Raw genomic sequence first — 15,140 nt, 5'->3', positions numbered from 1 at the left:
AGGCCTGTCAGCCTGCTGCGGTGGCAGCGAACTGACAGCGGCCACGAACGCGGCTCTGCGTGTGTTTGTCGCTACTGCCAGCGAAAACCGAAAGCGGAATCTCCACGTCCCGTCCGGCCGACTCAAGCGGAACTCTGCATTCCCTGTCGCCGCGCCTCGCGTATGGCAGGTTGTGGCCAGGCGATGAGAGCGACGCAATTGCCATAGGAAACCCGTAGGTCGGCGTCCGAGGGTCGTTCCGACCGAAGTTCCGCCCGCTCTTGTGAGGTGTCATCGTGGCGAATCCGTTCGAGAACGACGAGGCGTCGTACTTCGTGCTGGTCAATGACGAGGGCCAGCATTCGCTGTGGCCGGCGTTCGCCGAGGTCCCGGCGGGCTGGCGCACGGTGCACGGAGAGGACACCCGTGCCGCCTGCCTCGCCTACGTCGAGGAGAACTGGACCGACATGCGTCCGCTCAGCCTGGTTCGCGCCATGGAGAGCGACGCGGCCTGATCCGCGCACGGGCAAGGGGCCGAGGTGAGTCACCACCTCGGCCCCTTGCCCGTTGGCCGTGTCTTCGGTGCTGGGGGACACGGCCCGCCGTCAGGCGGCCTGCGGGCGCCGCTCGGCCAGCCGACCCGTCAGGTATTCGGCCAGCTCGCCGACCGTCGGGTAGTCCCATATCGCGGTGGGATCGACGGCTATGCCGAGCTGTTCCTCCACGTCGGCGGCGAACGCCACCACGGCTATGGAGTCGAGGCCGTACTCACCGAGCTGCCGATGGGGGTCCACGGCCTCGTCGAGGTCCGGCAGATACGCGGCGACGCGCTCCACGAGCCAGCTCCGCATCTCGGACGGGGTGGCGGGGTCGAAGCCGTACATGGTCATCAGGATCTCCTCGGAACAGGCGGTAGGGAGAGGGGACTTGAACGCAGCGCACCAGGTGGGTGGGGCGGGGCGCGAGCGACGTCGGACGGTCGCCTCACGCGTACGGGCGGCCGGTGAGGCCGAAGGACAGACTGTGGTCGTCGCGGTCCAGCAGCTCCTCGACCATCGCGTCCTCGACCCCCGGCGGCAGGTCGGCCGGGATGGCCCGGTCCATGCCGGCGAGCCGGGTGAGCGCGGCCTGAAGCCACTCCGGGCGGGCCAGGAAGTCCCCTGCCGGGGCGGTGCGCCGGACGCCCAGGCACGCGGCGGCGGCGAGCGACACCGTGTAGCGGGCGGCCAGTTCGCGCACCGGCACCTCGGCCGTGATCGACAGCTCCCTGGGCCGCAGGGCCGCGCCGGCCTCGCACAGCGCCGCGAAACCCCGTACGTGCTCCTCGACCAGGGGCCGGGCGGCCGGCGGCAGGTCCTCGTCCAGGACGGTGCCGAGCGAGCCGGCCAGCGGGTCCCGGCCGCCCGCGACCAACCGCAACCCGGGCAGGTCCGGCTCGGACAGCTCGGCCTCGGTGGTGAACAGGGCGTCCGGGGCCGGGGCCGGCGCGCGACGGGCCCGGCCGAGCAGACCGGGCAACTGGGGCAGCAGGGCGGACAGGCACGCGGCGCGGGCGATGTGACCGAAGCCGACCGGCCTGACGTCCCGGACGATCTTCTGGAACACGGCGTGCTCCCCGTCGCGGCGGTAGAACTCCGAACCCATCACCGTCGACAGTCGGCGCACCGCGTCCGTGAGCAGTCCGGCGACCAGGTACTTCACCGCGGGCGCGTGGACGCTGCCGGACTCGGGGCACAGGTGCAGGGCGCGGGCCGCGGACCCGGAGAGGGCCTCGCAGATCAACAGGTCCGTGAAGGCCTCGGCCAAGGTGGTGCGCACCATCGGTATGGCGGCGGCCTCCCGGCCGTACAGCCGCCGTCGGCGGGTGTGACGCAGGGTGACGCGCAGCGCGGTGTCCAGCAGGGCGGTGCTCATGGCCGGCAGTGCGAGCCGGGTCACCTGAAAGGCGCGGGAGGCCGTTTCGACGCCGGTGCCCGGTGCGCCGAGCAGCACCCCGTCCGGCACCGGCAGATCGGACACCTCCATACCTCCCAGGCGCACTCCGCGCATGCCGACCGAGCGGAACCTCGGCAGCCTGCGCACCTGTTCGGGGGCGAGCAGGCCGGCGGGCAGGAACAGCTGCGAATGGGCGCGCGGTCCGTCGGCCGGGTCCGTGCGCGCCAGGATCACCAGGGCGTCGGCCCGGTCCAGGTTGGCGATGGACTCCTTGCGGCCGTGCAGGCGCAGTCCGGAGCCGACGCGGCGGGCCGCGAACTCGTTGCCGGCGATGTCATTGCCGTGGGCGAGCTCGTGGAAGGCGCAGGCGATCCGTCCATTGCCGAGCAGCAACTCGGCGGCGATACGGCGCTGTTCGGGCGAGCCGGCGGTCCAGACGTTGACGCTCGCGAGGAGTTGCCCGGCGCGGGCCAAGCCCAGGGCCGGGTCCCGCCGGTGCACCGACCGCATCAGCTCGATCATGTGGTCGATACGGTCGAGGCGGCCGCCGAGCGCGCGCGGGACGAACTCGGCGAGCAGGCCGAACTCGTCCAGTACGGCCTCGGCGGCCGGCGCGGTCTCCTCCCGTTCGTCGGCGGCCACGGTTGCGGCGAAGCCGGCGGGGTTGTCCGCGTCCCAGGGGGAGCCGAGCAGCTTCTCCAAGTGGTCCGCGCGGGTTGCGATGTCGGTCATGCTGCGGGCACCTCCACCGATCCGTCGCGCGCCGGCTCGTCCGGCACGGTGTCGTCGAGCACGCTCACCGGGACCTGAGGCGAGGAACTCAGGAGCCCACCGAGCCGGTCGTAGATCCCTGTGGCCGTGTCGGGCCTGCTGCCGAGGCCCTCGAGGGCCAGGGCGAGGCAGCCGTGCAGCCACAGCCCGTCCTGTCCCCAGAGGCCGTCGTGCAGGTGGGGCCGTGCGCGGTGCAGGGCGAGTGCGGCGGCGCCCGCGAAGCACCACTCGTAGCGTTCGGCGAGCCGCATCGCGGCGGTGCTCGGCGCGCCACCGGTGGGGCGCACGCCCTCGAGGTCGGCGCCCAGGTGCCGGTACGCGCTCAGCAGCGCGCGGGCCAGGGCGGCGGTCTCGGCCGCCGTGCCCGACGTGCCTTCCCGCTCGGCGACTTCGGCCACCAGCGCGGGCAGGGCGTCGAGAACGGAGTCGCGGGGAGCCGCCAGGCGCAGCCGACGGGGGTCGAGGGGGGCGGGGCGGTGCTCCTCGCGCAGCCAGTGCACCGGCGAGTCGGACACCGGGGCGGGGGCCCGGCGCCCGGGCCGCAGCAGGGGCAGGACCGCGGCCAAACCGGCCCGGTTGACCCAGGTGCTGCCGTCGAAGAGTGGGACGACCTGGTGGTCGCGCTCCAGTTTGGCGAAGCCGCCGTAGCCCTCGACCCCGGTGAGGAAGCCGCGGGCGCCGAGCAAGTCGCCGATCAGCTGCAGTTGGCCCTGCACCAGGGTCGGAACGAACGCCTTCGCGACGGCGGAGACCACGCTCAGTTCGTCCGGTACCTCGTGGGCGGCCCGGGCGGCGGTGTGGGCGACGGCCTCGGCGAGGAACTGACGGGCCACGGCCCGGCCGGCCGTGCCGCGCACATGCGGCAGGGCCGCCAGATCGCGCCCGTAGAGCCGCCGTTCACCCAGGAAGCGGCGCAGCAGCCCGAGCGCGTGGTCACCGGCGCCCAAGGAGAGGGAGACACAGACGATCCGGGTCAACTGGAGGGATTTGAGGACGAGTTCCAGTCCACCGCCGACCGTGCCGACCAGAGCGTGGGCGGGGACCCGCGCCTGATGGAACTCCACCCCGCTGATGTCGGCGCCCCGGACGCCGTGGGTGGGCATCTTGGGCAGGGGGCGCACGGTGCCGGCCGCGGTGGCCCTTTTGTCGATGAGGAAGACGGTGAAGCCGCGGGGGCCGCCCTGCGGGTCGGTGCGGGCCAGGACGCACATCAGACGGCCCCGGGTCGCGTTGTTCACCGGCCACTTGCGGCCGCTCAGCTGCCAGCCGGAACCGTTGCGGGTCGCGGTGAGCGAGCCGGCGAGCAGGTCGCTGCCGCCGTCGGGCTCGGTGAGCCCCCAGGCCACCGGCCGGCCCGCGAGGACCTGCCGGGCCAGCAGGCCGGACGGGGCGTCCTCCCCGGCGACCCAGGCGCAGACACCACCGAGGAAGGTCTTGCCGTGGGCCACGGCCACCGTCAGATCGCGGGCGGCGACCCGGCGCAGCAGGCCGAGGAACTCGTCGAGGCGGTCCTGGCGGCCACCGTGCCGGACCGGGACGTAGTACGCGGGCAGCCCCCAGGCGTCGAGTGCGGCACAGGCCTCGGCGGGGAAGGACTCCGCCTCGTCATGGGCGGTCAGCACGGCGGGGTCGAACGGGCCGCCCGGCCGGGCCCACTCGGCGAGCCGCGCCTCCAGGTCGGCCGTACTCATCCGCGCACCCCCGCCCCGACGGCGACGGCCTGCCCGGCCGCCTCGTAGCCGTCGGCCCACAGGGGCTCCAGTTCGCCGTTCGCGTACAGGGCCCGCATGGCGGACCGCTGGACCTTGCCGCTGGTCGTACGGCGGACCGCGCCGCGGCGCAGGAGCAGGACCGAGTCGGCGCGCAGGCCGAACTCGCGGGCCACGGTGGTGCGCATGCTCGCGGCCAGGCGTGCCAGTTCCTCGTCGACAGCGCGGCGGCGGACCTCGTGGATGACCACGAGCCTGCCCTCGGTGTCGTCGACGCCGGTGGGGACGGTGACGACCGAGCCGACGGTGTCGCGCAGTTCCTCGTGCTGGCGTCGCAGCTCGTGCTCGATGTCGTGGGGGTAGATGTTGCGGCCTCGGACGATCATCATCTCCTTGATGCGTCCGGTGACGTAGATCTCGCCGTCCACGAGGGCTCCGAGATCCCCGGTGCGCAGCCAGCCCCCTTCGTCGTCCGGGTCGTTCGCCGGACGGTTGCCGAAAGTGGCCTCCGTCGCCTCGGGGTTGCGCCAGTAGCCGTTCACCACGAGCTCGCCGCGCAGCCAGATCTCGCCGACCGAGCCCTCCGGCAGGGCCCTGCCGGAGGCCGGCTCGACGATGCGGGCCTCGAGGAAGCGCGGCTCGCCGCAGCTGACCAGGGTCCGGCCGGCGCCGTCGGCCACCGGTGCCACCCGGCCCGCCTCCAGTGCGTCGGTGTCGACGGTGAGCACGCGGGGGACACGGCCCGACGTGGTCGAGATCATCAGGGTGGTCTCCGCCATGCCGTAGCAGGGCGTCAGCTGCTCCGGGCGCAGGCCGGACGGGGCGAAGCGCTCCGCGAAGTCCTCCAGGACGCTCGCCTTCACCGGCTCGGAGCCGCTGATGGTCCGGGTCCAGCGGGACAGGTCGAGGTCGGCGATGGAGTCCTCGGGTACGCGCGTCAGGCACAGCTCGTAGGCGAAGTTGGGGGCGGCGGACAGGCCGATGTCGAAGTGGTCGACCAGTTCGAGCCAGGCGCGCGGGCGGCGCAGGAACGCCGCCGGGGTCATCAGGGCGATACCGCGGCCGGCCAGGAGCGGGGTCAGGATGTGCCCCATCAGGCCCATGTCGTGGTAGTTGGGGATCCAGCCGCCGTAGCGCTGGCCTTCGCGGACCGGCAGGTGGGTGTCGATCGCGAGCGCGTTGAGCAGGAGGTTGCGCTGGGTGACCCGGCTGCCCTTGGGGTCGTTGGTGGAGCCCGAGGTGTACTGGAGCAGCGCCAGGTCGTGGGGGGCGGCGGCGTGCGGGGTGAAGGGCTCGGCGAGCGGGGCCGGGTCGACGTCCGGGATGAGCACCGGGACGTCCAGGTCCTCCGTCTCGGTCCAGGTGCGCACGTCGTTCAGCTCGTCGGGGGCGGTGAGCACACAGCTCACCGCGGCGTCCCGGGCGATCCCGCGGACCCGGCGCTGGTCCTGCTTGAAGCGGCCCGGCATCGAGGAGGGCACCGGCACCACACCGGCGTAGAAGCAGCCGAGGATGCCGATGACGAACTCGGCGGAGTTCGGCAGGAGCAGCAGGGCCCGGTCGCCGGGGCGGCAGGAGCGCAGCAACTCCCGGGCGCAGACCCGGGCCGCCCGGTCCAGCTGCTCGTTGGTCAGCCACTGGGCGGTGGCCGGGTCGGAGGGGTCGCGCACGATCGCGACCGCGCGGTGATCGCCGCGGGTGCGCGCGTGCTCGGTGAAGATCTCTACGACGTTCGAGGCGCCGGACAGGTCAGCCATGCTGCGCGTACTCCTGTGGTCGTGGGGTCGGGCCGGGCCCGGGCGGCGCCGGGTCACGAGGCCGGGTGGGCTGGGGAGCGGCGGGGGAGCCAGGGGGTGAGCACGTCGAGGACGGGCTGCTCGTCGGTGAGGTAGAAGTGGCCGCCGGTCAGCACGCGGGTGCCGAAGGCGCCGCCCGCACAGGCCCGCCAGCGGGCCAGGTCCTCGGCGGCGACGTCCGGGTCGCGGCTGCCGCCGAGGGCGAGCAGCGGCGCCCGGACCGGTACCGGCGGGGTGCGCAGATAGCGGGCGACCACGCCGAAGTCGGCGCGGATGGAGGGCAGGACCAGGTCGAGGAGTTCGGGTGCGTCCAGCAGGTCGCCGAAGTCGTCGTTCAGCCGACGCAGCTCCTCGACCAGGGCGGCGTCGTCCAGTTCGTGCCGCTCGTGCTCCTCGCGGTGATGGGGAGCGCGCGAACCGGAGACCGCGAGCAGATCCACGACCTGCCCGTGCCGGCGTTCGAGTTCGAGGGTGACCTCGTAGGCGACGACGGCGCCCATGCTGTGGCCGAACAGGGCCAGCGGTTCGCCGAGAAAGGGCTCCACCGCGTCGGCGACCGGGCCGACCAGGTCGTCCATGGAGGTCGGGACGGGTTCACCCAGCCGGTCCTGGCGGCCGGGGTACTGCACGCCGAGCACCTCGACGTCGGCCGGCAGTCCGGTGGTCCAGGTGCGGTACGCCTGTGCGGTGCCCCCGGCATGCGGGGCGCACACCAGCCGGCACCGCGGCCGCGCCACCGGTCTGAACGTTCTGAGCCACCGTGATCGCGTGTGCAGGTCCGGAACGGTCACTGTCATCGCCTCCCATCGCGCTTGCGCCGCTCAGCACAACCAGAGGGGCTATCGGTGCTCTATACGCGCACACGCGGAAGCGGCCCCGGGAAGACCCGGGGCCGCTGTGAGGTGGGGTGTGTGCCGGTTACACCGCCTGCCTGCGCAGCGTCTTCGCGGTGACCGCGAGTCCGGCGAGGACGGCCGCCACGAGGGTGCCGAGGACGGCGATGGTGAGGGTGCCGGTGCTCAGGTGCAGACTCACGTCGGACGAGGTGGCCTGGGAGAGGCCGGAGGCCATGCCCGCCAGCGGGGGCAGCGTCACCAGGATGCCCAGGGCGGCGCCGACGACGATGACCAGGGACGTCTCGCCGACCGAGACCAGGAGCAGCTGGCCGACGGTGCCGCCGGCGGACTTCATGACCCCGAAGTCGCGGCGCCGGCCGTGGGCGGCCATGGCCATGCTGTTGGCGACGGCGATCACGCTGTAGCCGACGGCGATGACGATCAGCATCATGGCGAGGCTGTCGGTGAGCTTGGCGTCGGTCTGGTAGTCGGCGAGGGCGTACTCGGCGGCGTCGTGCAGGGCGGTGCCGGGGACGGCGCCGGAGGCATTGGCGTCACCGGGGACGAAGATGTCGTCGGTGAGCGCGGCCGGGTCGTGGGCGCGGACCAGGTCGCGGGAGACCACGAAGTCACCGCGGGCCGGGTCGTCGGGCAGGACCGAGCCGACGCGCAGGGTGACGGCGGTGCCGTCGGCGAACCGGACCGGAACCTCCTCGCCCTTGGTCAGGCCCAGCTTCTTGGCGGTGTGCTCGCCGAGGACGGCCTCGCCCGGCTTGCTCCAGCGCGGGTCCCGGCTGCCCAGGACGTCCAGGACGGTGGCGTTCCCGGCCTGCTCGGTGCTCTTGTCGGCCTTGAGGACGAACGCGCGGGTCGGCAGGGCTGCCTTGCCCACCGGGTTGGCGGCGACGACCTCGTCGGTGTTGCCGGGGGTGCCGTCCGGGGTGACGATCGTCTGTCCCGAGACCTTCAGCGCCTCGCCGGCCGGGTAGGCCACCCGCATGGTCTCCACCATGCCGCTGAGCAGCACCGCGAAACCGACGGCGGCGATCACGGGGGCCACGAGGGAGGCGGCACGGCGCGGGTTGGCGACCAGCTCCGCCCGGATCAGGACCGGGCCCGCGGAGCCGCCGCGCTGGAACGGGGCGGTCAGGAACCGGCCGACGGGCCCGATGAACGCGGGGGTCAGCAGAGCGGCCGCGACGATCAGCGTCATGGTGGCGAAGATCGCCATGTTGATGCGGTTGTCGGCGCTGGAGGTGGCGGTGCCGATGGCCAGGAGCACACCGGCCCCGAGGACGGCGAGGCCGGCGATCCAACGGCCGCGTCCCATGCCCTGGTTGGCGGAGCGGCTGTCCAGGAGAGCCTCGATCGGGGCGACCCGGGCGGCCTTGCGGCCGGCGGTCCAGGCACCGATCACGCTGACACCGACACCGATCACGGAGGCCGTGAGCAGCGGCCAGGAGGCGACCGTGACCTCCATGCCCGGCGGCGCCACGTCCAGGTTGTCGAGAATGGAGCGCAGCACCGGGGCGGCGACCACGCCGGCCACGCAGCCGGCGATCGAGCCGAGCAGGCCGACCACCGCGGCCTCACCGATGATCATGCGCTTGACCTGCTGGGGGGCGGCGCCGATGGTGCGCAGCAGACCGATCTCGCGGCGCCGCATCCCGGTCGCCAGGACCAGCATGGAGGCGACCACGAACACCGTGGTGAACAGGCCCAGGAGGGCCATGGCGCTGATGAGCTGGACGCCCAGGAAGCGCTTGTGCTCGATGTACTGCGGCTGCAGTTCGGACCGGCCGTCGCCGGAGACGACGTCGCCGTTGTCGCCGAGGACCTTCTTCGCGGCGGTGACGATCGCGCCGGTGTCGGCCCCCTTGTCGGCGACCAGCGCGATGGCGCCGACACCGGGCTGGTGCTGCGCGGCGAACGCCTCGCTGAAGTAGTAGCCGGGGCCGTCCACGGTACCGACGACGGTGAACTGCTTGCGGCCCTCGGTGAGGTTGACGGTCAGTTGGCCGCCCACGGCCGCGCCCAGGGTGCGGTCCACCACGACCTCGTTTGCGGCGCTCGGCGCGCGGCCGGAGACCAGCTTGTAGGGCGCCATCCGCGCGCTGGACCAGCCGTGCCCGGACTCCAGGGCGCCCTCGTCGGTGACGGGCTTGCCGTCCTTGATCGCCTGGGCGTAGAAGGAGCGGTCCACCACGGCGTCGGCCACACCGGGAACCTTGTCGAGTCCGGCCACCAGCGGCTCGGCCTCGGCCTTGCTCCACGGCATCCGGTCCTCGGGGCTGCCGTCGGCGTCGGCGGCCTTGTGGGGCAGGGCCAGGGCGGTGGTGCCGTCGTAGCGGGGCTGGACCCTGGGCCGGGCGGAGTCGTAGATGACCAGGGTCGTCGAGATCAGGGCGACGCCGACCAGGACGGCGACGAAGGCTCCGAGGAAGCCGGACCAGCGTTCGCGTACGTTCGCGAGGATCAGCATCACGCCTCCAGCCGGGCCATGTGGGTGGCGATCGCGGCGGCGTTGTTGCTGCCGGAGTGACGGTCGAGCGAGATGCGGTCGGCGATCTGCCCGTCCTTGAGGAAGACGACGACATCGGCCACGGACGCCGCGACCGGGTCGTGGGTGACCATCAGGGTGGTCTGACCCTCCTGGTCGACCAGCATCCGCATCATCCGCAGCACCTCGCGGGAGGTGGTGGTGTCCAGGGCGCCGGTGGGCTCGTCCGCGAAGAGGACGTCGGGGCGGGTGACAAGCGCCCTGGCGAGGGCGACGCGCTGCTGCTGACCGCCGGAGAGCTCACTGGGACGGTGCCCGGCGCGCTCGGCGAGACCGACCGCGGCGAGCGCGTTCGCGACCTGCTCGCGGCTGACCTTGCGGCCGGCGAACCGGGACGGCAGCTCGACGTTCTGCGCCGCCGTCAGGGACTCCACCAGGTTGAAGGCCTGGAAGACGAATCCGATGTGGTCGCGGCGGAGCTGGGTGCGCTGCTTCTCGTTCTGTTTCCCGATGTCCACGCCGGCCAGGACGATCCGGCCGTCGGTCGGCTGCTCAAGGCCGGCCGCGCACTGCAGCAGGGTCGACTTCCCGGAACCGGAAGGGCCCATGATGGCGGTGAAGGTGCCGCGCGGGAAGCCGATGGAGACCCCGTCCAGCGCGGTCACCTGACGACCGCCGGCGCCGTGGACCTTGCGTACACCGTGAAGTTCGACCGTGTCCTGTACCGGGGTTTGCCTCGTTGTCGTCATGCGTCGATTCCACTGCACGGGGGGTGGCCGGGGCACTGATCCGCCCTCTACTCCTCAGGTAGAGACAGCTCTACCTTTGCCGGCCGCGAGCGGTTGCCTCGGGGTTTGCAGCCCCAAATCCCTTTCCCCACAGTTACGTTGATCGCATGCAACCCACAACAGCCTGGCAGGCCATGGCTCAGCGTCCCCTGAGCTTCTTGACCTCGAGCTGGCCCTGGCGGTCGCTGGCCTATCTGAGCGGAGGCGTCGTGGTCGGCGCCGCGGCGGTGCTGGTCTTCACCCTGGGCCTGGCCGCGGGGCTCGCCCTGCTGGTCGTGCTGATCGGCGTCGCGCCTCTCGTCGGCATGGTGCTGGTGTCCACGCTGGTGGCCCGGGTGGAGCGCCGCCGACTGCGCCTGGTGGACCTGGACCACCTGTCCGACCCGCACCGGGCCCCGGACGGCCCTGGCCTGCGCGCCTGGACGTCCACCAGGCTCAAGGAGCAGGTGACATGGCGGGAGTTGATGTTCACGCTGCTGTCGGCGGCGGCCCTGTGGTGGATGGACCTGATGGTCCTCGCGTTCTCCTTCGGCATCCCCGCCACCACCTTCGCCTCGACCGGCCGCGAAACCTGGCCATGGACGGTGTTCGGGGCGATCGTGCTGCTCGCCTCGCCGTACACCGTGACGTCCTGGGCGGGGGCGCGGGCCGCCATGGCCCGCACCTTCCTCGCGCCGCGCGACAAGGAGCTCGGGGAGGAACTGCGCGAGGTACGCGCCTCGCAGTCGCGGCTGCTCGACGCCTTCGACGCCGAGCGGGTGCGCATCGAGCGCGACCTGCACGACGGGGCGCAGCAGCGGCTCGTCTCGCTCGGGATGACCCTCGGACTGATGCGCCTGGAGGTCCCGGAGGGCTCCACGCAGGCCGAGCTGCTGACCCAGGCCGAGGCCCAGCTGTCCACCGCCCACCAGGAGTTGCGGGCACTGATCCGAGGACTCAACCCGCCCGTCCTCGCCGACCACGGACTGGTCGCGGCGATCGAGGACTACGCCGGCCGGTTCCCGATCCCGGTGACGGTGGATCTGCGACTGCCCGAACGGCTGCCCAGAAAGCTGGAGACGACCATGTACTACCTGATCAACGAGGCCATGACGAACATCGCCAAACACAGCGGAGCCACAAGCGCCCAGGTACGCGGGCGATACCATTCCGATCTGTTGATCCTCGACATCACGGACGACGGTCACGGTGGGGTCGACCCCGAAGCGGGCAGCGGAGTGACCGGGCTCGCGGACCGAGTCACGGCGCTCGACGGCCGGATGCGGGTGTCGAGTCCGGCCGGGGGTCCGACCCTGCTGCATGTGGAGGTGCCGTGTCGCTTCGCCTGATCGTGGCCGAGGACGCCGTCCTGTTGCGCGAAGGGCTGGTCGGGCTGCTGCAACGGGTCGGCCACGAGGTGGTGGCGGCCGTCGGGGACGCGGACGCCCTGGTGGCGGCGGTACGCGCCGACCGGCCGGACCTGATCGTCACCGACGTACGCATGCCGCCGTCGCTCAGCGACGACGGGCTGCGCTCGGCGGTCGCCCTGCGCGAGGAGTTCTCGGGCCTGCCCGTGCTCGTCCTCAGCCAGTACGTCGAGCGCTCCTACGCGCTGCGCCTGCTCGACTCGGGCGGCGGGGCCGGGGTGGGCTACCTGCTCAAGGAACGGGTGAGCGCGGTCGTGGACTTCGTGTCCGCGATCGAGCGGGTGGCCGCCGGCGGCACCGTGGTGGATCCGGAGGTGATCACTCAGCTGGTGCGGCTGCGCCAGGACCCGCTGGAGCGGCTGAGCCCACGGGAGCGCGAGGTGCTCGCGCTGATCGCGGAGGGGCGCACCAACGCCAGTCTCGCCAAGCATCTGTTCATCACCGAGGCCGCCGTGAACAAGCACATCGGCAACATCTTCAACAAGCTGGACCTGCCGGTGGACACCGAGGGCCACCGCCGGGTCCTCGCGGTCCTCGCCTTCCTGCGGGCATGACGGCGCGGCCTCGTCCTCCCGGGGCTGCGGGGAGGACGAGGCCGCGGTCCGCGGCGCGCGACAGTCAGTCGGACATGGCGACCAGGATGCGGCGGGTGCCCTCGAAGGGGCGGCGGCCGTGCCCGGTCAGCACGTTGTCGATCACCAGCACGTCACCGAACCGCCAGTCCACGTCCACGGCCAGCTCCAGACCCCGGTCGCGGATCTGGGTGATGTACCCGTCCGGTATGGGCGTGCCGTCGGCGAACGTGACGTACTGCGGGAACTCCTCGGGCGCGAGGATGTCGTACAGCTCCTTGGAGGTCTCGTCGCCGAGCCCCGCCGGGTGCCACTGATCGGCCTGGTTGAACCAGACCTCGGCACCCGTCACCGGGTGCGTGGTGGTCGCCCGGCGGTGCTGCACCACACGGATGCCGTCCGGGCCCCACTCCCACTCGGCCTCGGAGGCCGTCAGGAACCGCTCCACCTCGGCGCGGTCGTCGGTCTCGAAGGTGTCCTGCCAGCTCTTGCCGAGCCCGTAGCCGTCGTGCAGGTTCTGCACGTAGCGGATCCCGCCGGCGAAGGCCTCGCGGACCTCGGCGTCGAGGGACCGGAGCCACGACTCGCCGTCCACGACCGGGGTGGCGCCTCCCGACTCGGCGGCCTTCTCGCAGTAGAAGGCGAGCCGGGCCGGCCACTTGCGGGCGTAGTTCAGCTCGTTGTGCATGGAGATGGTGAAGCGCTGCGGGTACTCGGTGGAGGTGTAGAGGTTGCCCCGCACCCGTGTGCGGGGGGAGTTGCCGTGCACGTAGGGCAGCCGGTTGGGCAGCAGCCGGTCGAGGACGGGCTCGATCGAGTCGGGCGTGACCCCGAACCCGCGGAAGACGAGCGCCTTGTGCTCCGTCAGCAGCTCGGTGAGACGGTCGGCGCCGAGTTCGGTGAGGTGTGCGGCCAGATCCCGGTCCTCGGTTTCGGCGCCGGTGATCTCGTGCGGGGCCCAGGTCCGGCCCGCACTCAGGGTGGTGCTCATGACGTCTCCTGTCTCATCGGGAGATGATCTCGTTCAGCTTGCCGAGCTTGTCGATGCCGTCGAGCACGGCCCGGGACTCCACTCCGAAGTCCACGAGGCAGCCGATCTCGTCGACACCCAGAGCCCGTATGTGCGGAAGCAGTTCGGCGGCCCGCTCGACGCTGCCGAAGAGCCCGCCGGTCTCGAAGTAGCGGTCGAACGCGCGGGCCGCGAGGTAGTCCATGTCGTCCGCGTTGAGCTCGGACAGGTCCATGTCCTTGCCGGTGAACGACTTCGCGGTGAGGTTGGCGGAGCTCTTCAGGTAGTTCGTGAAGGGCCCGCGCACCTGCTCGCGGACCTGGTCGAGATCGTCGCCGAGCAGGGTGTGCAGCATCAGCACGACATGGCCGGACCAGCCGTCGTGCTCCTCGGCGGCCACCCGTCGGTATTCGGCGATCTTGCCGGCCACCTCCTCCAGGGACTGGCCCAGCAGGTGGGTGAGGATGCCGGCGCGCATCAGGGCGGCGGCCCGGAAGGTGTCCACACCGCCGGCCGACGTGAGCCAGACCGGCAACTCGGGCTGTACGGCGGGCGGGTAGGCACGGATGCCGACGGGCCGCCCGAGACCGTCGGTGGTGGCGAGGGCCTCACCGCGCCACAGTCGGCGGACCTCCTCGGCGGTGTCACGGACCAGGGTGCGCCGGTCGGCGTGGTTCTCCGGGCGCAGGGCGAAGTCCACGGTGTTCCAGCCGGAGGCGAAGGCGACACCGGCGCGGCCGCCCGAGAGATTGTCCACCACCGACCACTCCTCGGCGATCCTCGCCGGATGGTGCAGCGGGGCGACGACACTTCCGGCCCGGATGCCCACCCGCTGGGTGCACATGGCCACGGCGGCGCCGAGTACGGCCGGGTTCGGGTAGGCCCCGCCGAAGGGATCGAAGTGCCGCTCCGGGGTCCATACGGCGGCGAGCCCCGACCGGTCGGCGAGCTTCGCCCCCTCGATCAGCAGCTCGTACCGGCCGGCTTGTCCGGGCGCGGTGGAGTCGTGCGCGAAATAGAACAGGCTCAGGTCCATGGACGGTCCTTCGGGTGGTCCGGATGGGGGTCCGCTTGGGCGGGGCGGGTGGGGTTGTTTGGTCGGGCGCGGGTGGTTGGGGGGCGGTTTGGTCGGGTGCGAGTGCTTGAGGGGCCTGGCAGGTCAGCTGTGGCTGGTCGGGTGGTCGGGTGGTCGGTGGTCGGGTGGGCTTGTGGGTGCCGGGGGGTCGGGTCGTCCGCCGGGGGGCGACGGTCGGGCAGGGCTGTGATCAGGTGAGGCCGGTCGTCCAGTCCGTCGGCCGGAAGGTGGGCCGGCCGGTCAGTCGGTCGGGCGGGGCGTCGGTCGGGAAGCGATCGGGCAAGGCCTGGCGCAGGGCCAAGGCAGAGCGAGCGGATGCGGATGGGTAGGTGGCTGGATGGTCCGGCTGGGGTCCGGAGTGGGCAGGGGAGGTGGCTGGGTGATCCGACCGGTCCGGGAGGGGGCGGCTGGTGTCCGACTGGTCTCGGAGGGGCGGGGGCGAGGGGGCAGACGGTCGGGTGTCCGAGTGGTTCGGAGGGGCAGGCGGCGAGGGGTCAGGTGGTCGGGTGTCCGAGCGGTTAAGGGGGAAGTGGGCGAGGGATCACATGGTCGGTGAGGGCTCGGGGTGGGGGTGGCCGATGTCCGACTGGTCTCGTCGGGGCAGGCGGCGAGGGGTCAGGTGGTCGGGTGTCCGAGTGGTTCGGGGGGAAGTGGGCGAGGGATCACATGGTCGGTGAGGGCTCGGGGTGGGGGTGGCCGATGTCCGACTGGTCTCGTCGGGGCAGGGAGCGAGGGGTCAGGTGGGCGGGTGTCCGACGGGTTCG

At 72.3% G+C, this 15,140-nt stretch carries 12 protein-coding genes; 3 read left to right on the top strand and 9 right to left on the bottom strand.

The features are described 5' to 3' along the window. Positions 1 to 275 precede the first annotated feature (275 nt). Entirely contained in the window at positions 276 to 494 is a 219-nt protein-coding gene (locus ABZT02_RS16365) for an MbtH family protein (protein WP_057608434.1), read from the top strand. A 90-nt stretch (positions 495 to 584) separates the two neighbouring features. On the opposite strand, the gene ABZT02_RS16360 is transcribed toward ABZT02_RS16365, so the two are convergent. From ABZT02_RS16360 to ABZT02_RS16330, 7 genes are all read right to left on the bottom strand, one after another. Next, positions 585 to 869, bottom strand: a complete 285-nt coding sequence (locus tag ABZT02_RS16360; RefSeq protein WP_356018465.1) for an acyl carrier protein — start codon at positions 867 to 869, stop codon at positions 585 to 587. Positions 870 to 963: 94 nt separating this feature from the next. Next, positions 964 to 2,646, bottom strand: a complete 1,683-nt coding sequence (locus ABZT02_RS16355; protein ID WP_356018463.1) for an acyl-CoA dehydrogenase — start codon at positions 2,644 to 2,646, stop codon at positions 964 to 966. Beyond that, positions 2,643 to 4,376 (bottom strand): acyl-CoA dehydrogenase family protein, encoded by a 1,734-nt coding sequence (locus ABZT02_RS16350; RefSeq protein ID WP_356018461.1) that lies wholly within the window; start codon positions 4,374 to 4,376, stop codon positions 2,643 to 2,645. Before ABZT02_RS16350 ends, ABZT02_RS16355 begins: the two co-directional genes overlap by 4 nt. Further along, complete coding sequence (locus ABZT02_RS16345; RefSeq protein ID WP_356018459.1) at positions 4,373 to 6,151, bottom strand: fatty acyl-AMP ligase; 1,779 nt, start codon at positions 6,149 to 6,151, stop codon at positions 4,373 to 4,375. The genes ABZT02_RS16350 and ABZT02_RS16345 overlap by 4 nt, the downstream gene beginning before the upstream one ends. Positions 6,152 to 6,204: 53 nt before the next feature. Then, on the bottom strand, positions 6,205 to 6,903 hold the full coding sequence (locus ABZT02_RS16340) for an alpha/beta fold hydrolase (protein ID WP_356018456.1): 699 nt from the start codon (positions 6,901 to 6,903) through the stop codon (positions 6,205 to 6,207). 205 nt (positions 6,904 to 7,108) lie between these two features. Then, positions 7,109 to 9,508, bottom strand: coding sequence for an ABC transporter permease (locus tag ABZT02_RS16335; protein ID WP_356018454.1), 2,400 nt, complete (start codon positions 9,506 to 9,508; stop codon positions 7,109 to 7,111). After that, positions 9,508 to 10,275 carry an ABC transporter ATP-binding protein gene (locus ABZT02_RS16330; protein WP_356018452.1) on the bottom strand — a complete coding sequence of 256 codons (768 nt, stop codon included), beginning with the start codon at positions 10,273 to 10,275 and terminating at the stop codon, positions 9,508 to 9,510. The genes ABZT02_RS16335 and ABZT02_RS16330 overlap by 1 nt, the downstream gene beginning before the upstream one ends. Before the next feature lie 146 nt (positions 10,276 to 10,421). On the opposite strand from ABZT02_RS16330, the gene ABZT02_RS16325 reads away from it, so the two are divergent. Next, a complete protein-coding gene (locus ABZT02_RS16325; RefSeq protein ID WP_356018450.1) occupies positions 10,422 to 11,642 on the top strand; it encodes a sensor domain-containing protein in 1,221 nt (406 codons plus the stop codon). After that, complete coding sequence (locus ABZT02_RS16320; protein ID WP_356018448.1) at positions 11,627 to 12,274, top strand: response regulator transcription factor; 648 nt, start codon at positions 11,627 to 11,629, stop codon at positions 12,272 to 12,274. The genes ABZT02_RS16325 and ABZT02_RS16320 overlap by 16 nt, the downstream gene beginning before the upstream one ends. A gap of 64 nt (positions 12,275 to 12,338) precedes the next feature. On the opposite strand, the gene ABZT02_RS16315 is transcribed toward ABZT02_RS16320, so the two are convergent. Then, positions 12,339 to 13,283, bottom strand: coding sequence for a TauD/TfdA family dioxygenase (locus ABZT02_RS16315; protein ID WP_356018446.1), 945 nt, complete (start codon positions 13,281 to 13,283; stop codon positions 12,339 to 12,341). A gap of 13 nt (positions 13,284 to 13,296) precedes the next feature. Continuing rightward, a complete protein-coding gene (locus ABZT02_RS16310) occupies positions 13,297 to 14,337 on the bottom strand; it encodes a MupA/Atu3671 family FMN-dependent luciferase-like monooxygenase (RefSeq protein WP_356018443.1) in 1,041 nt (346 codons plus the stop codon). Between the last annotated feature and the right edge of the window lie 803 nt (positions 14,338 to 15,140).

This window comes from Streptomyces sp. NPDC005402 (genome assembly GCF_040606575.1).
Lineage (GTDB): Bacteria > Actinomycetota > Actinomycetes > Streptomycetales > Streptomycetaceae > Streptomyces.
Note: the sequence above shows the minus strand (reverse complement) of the source record. Positions and strands in the feature narration are given on the sequence as shown.

Excerpts from the sequence above, each read along its gene's own strand:
- ABZT02_RS16355 (WP_356018463.1), bottom strand. The coding sequence starts at position 2,646 with ATGACCGACATCGCAACCCGCGCGGACCACTTGGAGAAGCTGCTCGGC.
- ABZT02_RS16360 (WP_356018465.1), bottom strand. The coding sequence starts at position 869 with ATGACCATGTACGGCTTCGACCCCGCCACCCCGTCCGAGATGCGGAGC.
- ABZT02_RS16335 (WP_356018454.1), bottom strand. The coding sequence starts at position 9,508 with ATGCTGATCCTCGCGAACGTACGCGAACGCTGGTCCGGCTTCCTCGGA.
- ABZT02_RS16310 (WP_356018443.1), bottom strand. The coding sequence starts at position 14,337 with ATGGACCTGAGCCTGTTCTATTTCGCGCACGACTCCACCGCGCCCGGA.
- ABZT02_RS16330 (WP_356018452.1), bottom strand. The coding sequence starts at position 10,275 with ATGACGACAACGAGGCAAACCCCGGTACAGGACACGGTCGAACTTCAC.
- ABZT02_RS16345 (WP_356018459.1), bottom strand. The coding sequence starts at position 6,151 with ATGGCTGACCTGTCCGGCGCCTCGAACGTCGTAGAGATCTTCACCGAG.
- ABZT02_RS16350 (WP_356018461.1), bottom strand. The coding sequence starts at position 4,376 with ATGAGTACGGCCGACCTGGAGGCGCGGCTCGCCGAGTGGGCCCGGCCG.
- ABZT02_RS16325 (WP_356018450.1), top strand. The coding sequence starts at position 10,422 with ATGCAACCCACAACAGCCTGGCAGGCCATGGCTCAGCGTCCCCTGAGC.
- ABZT02_RS16315 (WP_356018446.1), bottom strand. The coding sequence starts at position 13,283 with ATGAGCACCACCCTGAGTGCGGGCCGGACCTGGGCCCCGCACGAGATC.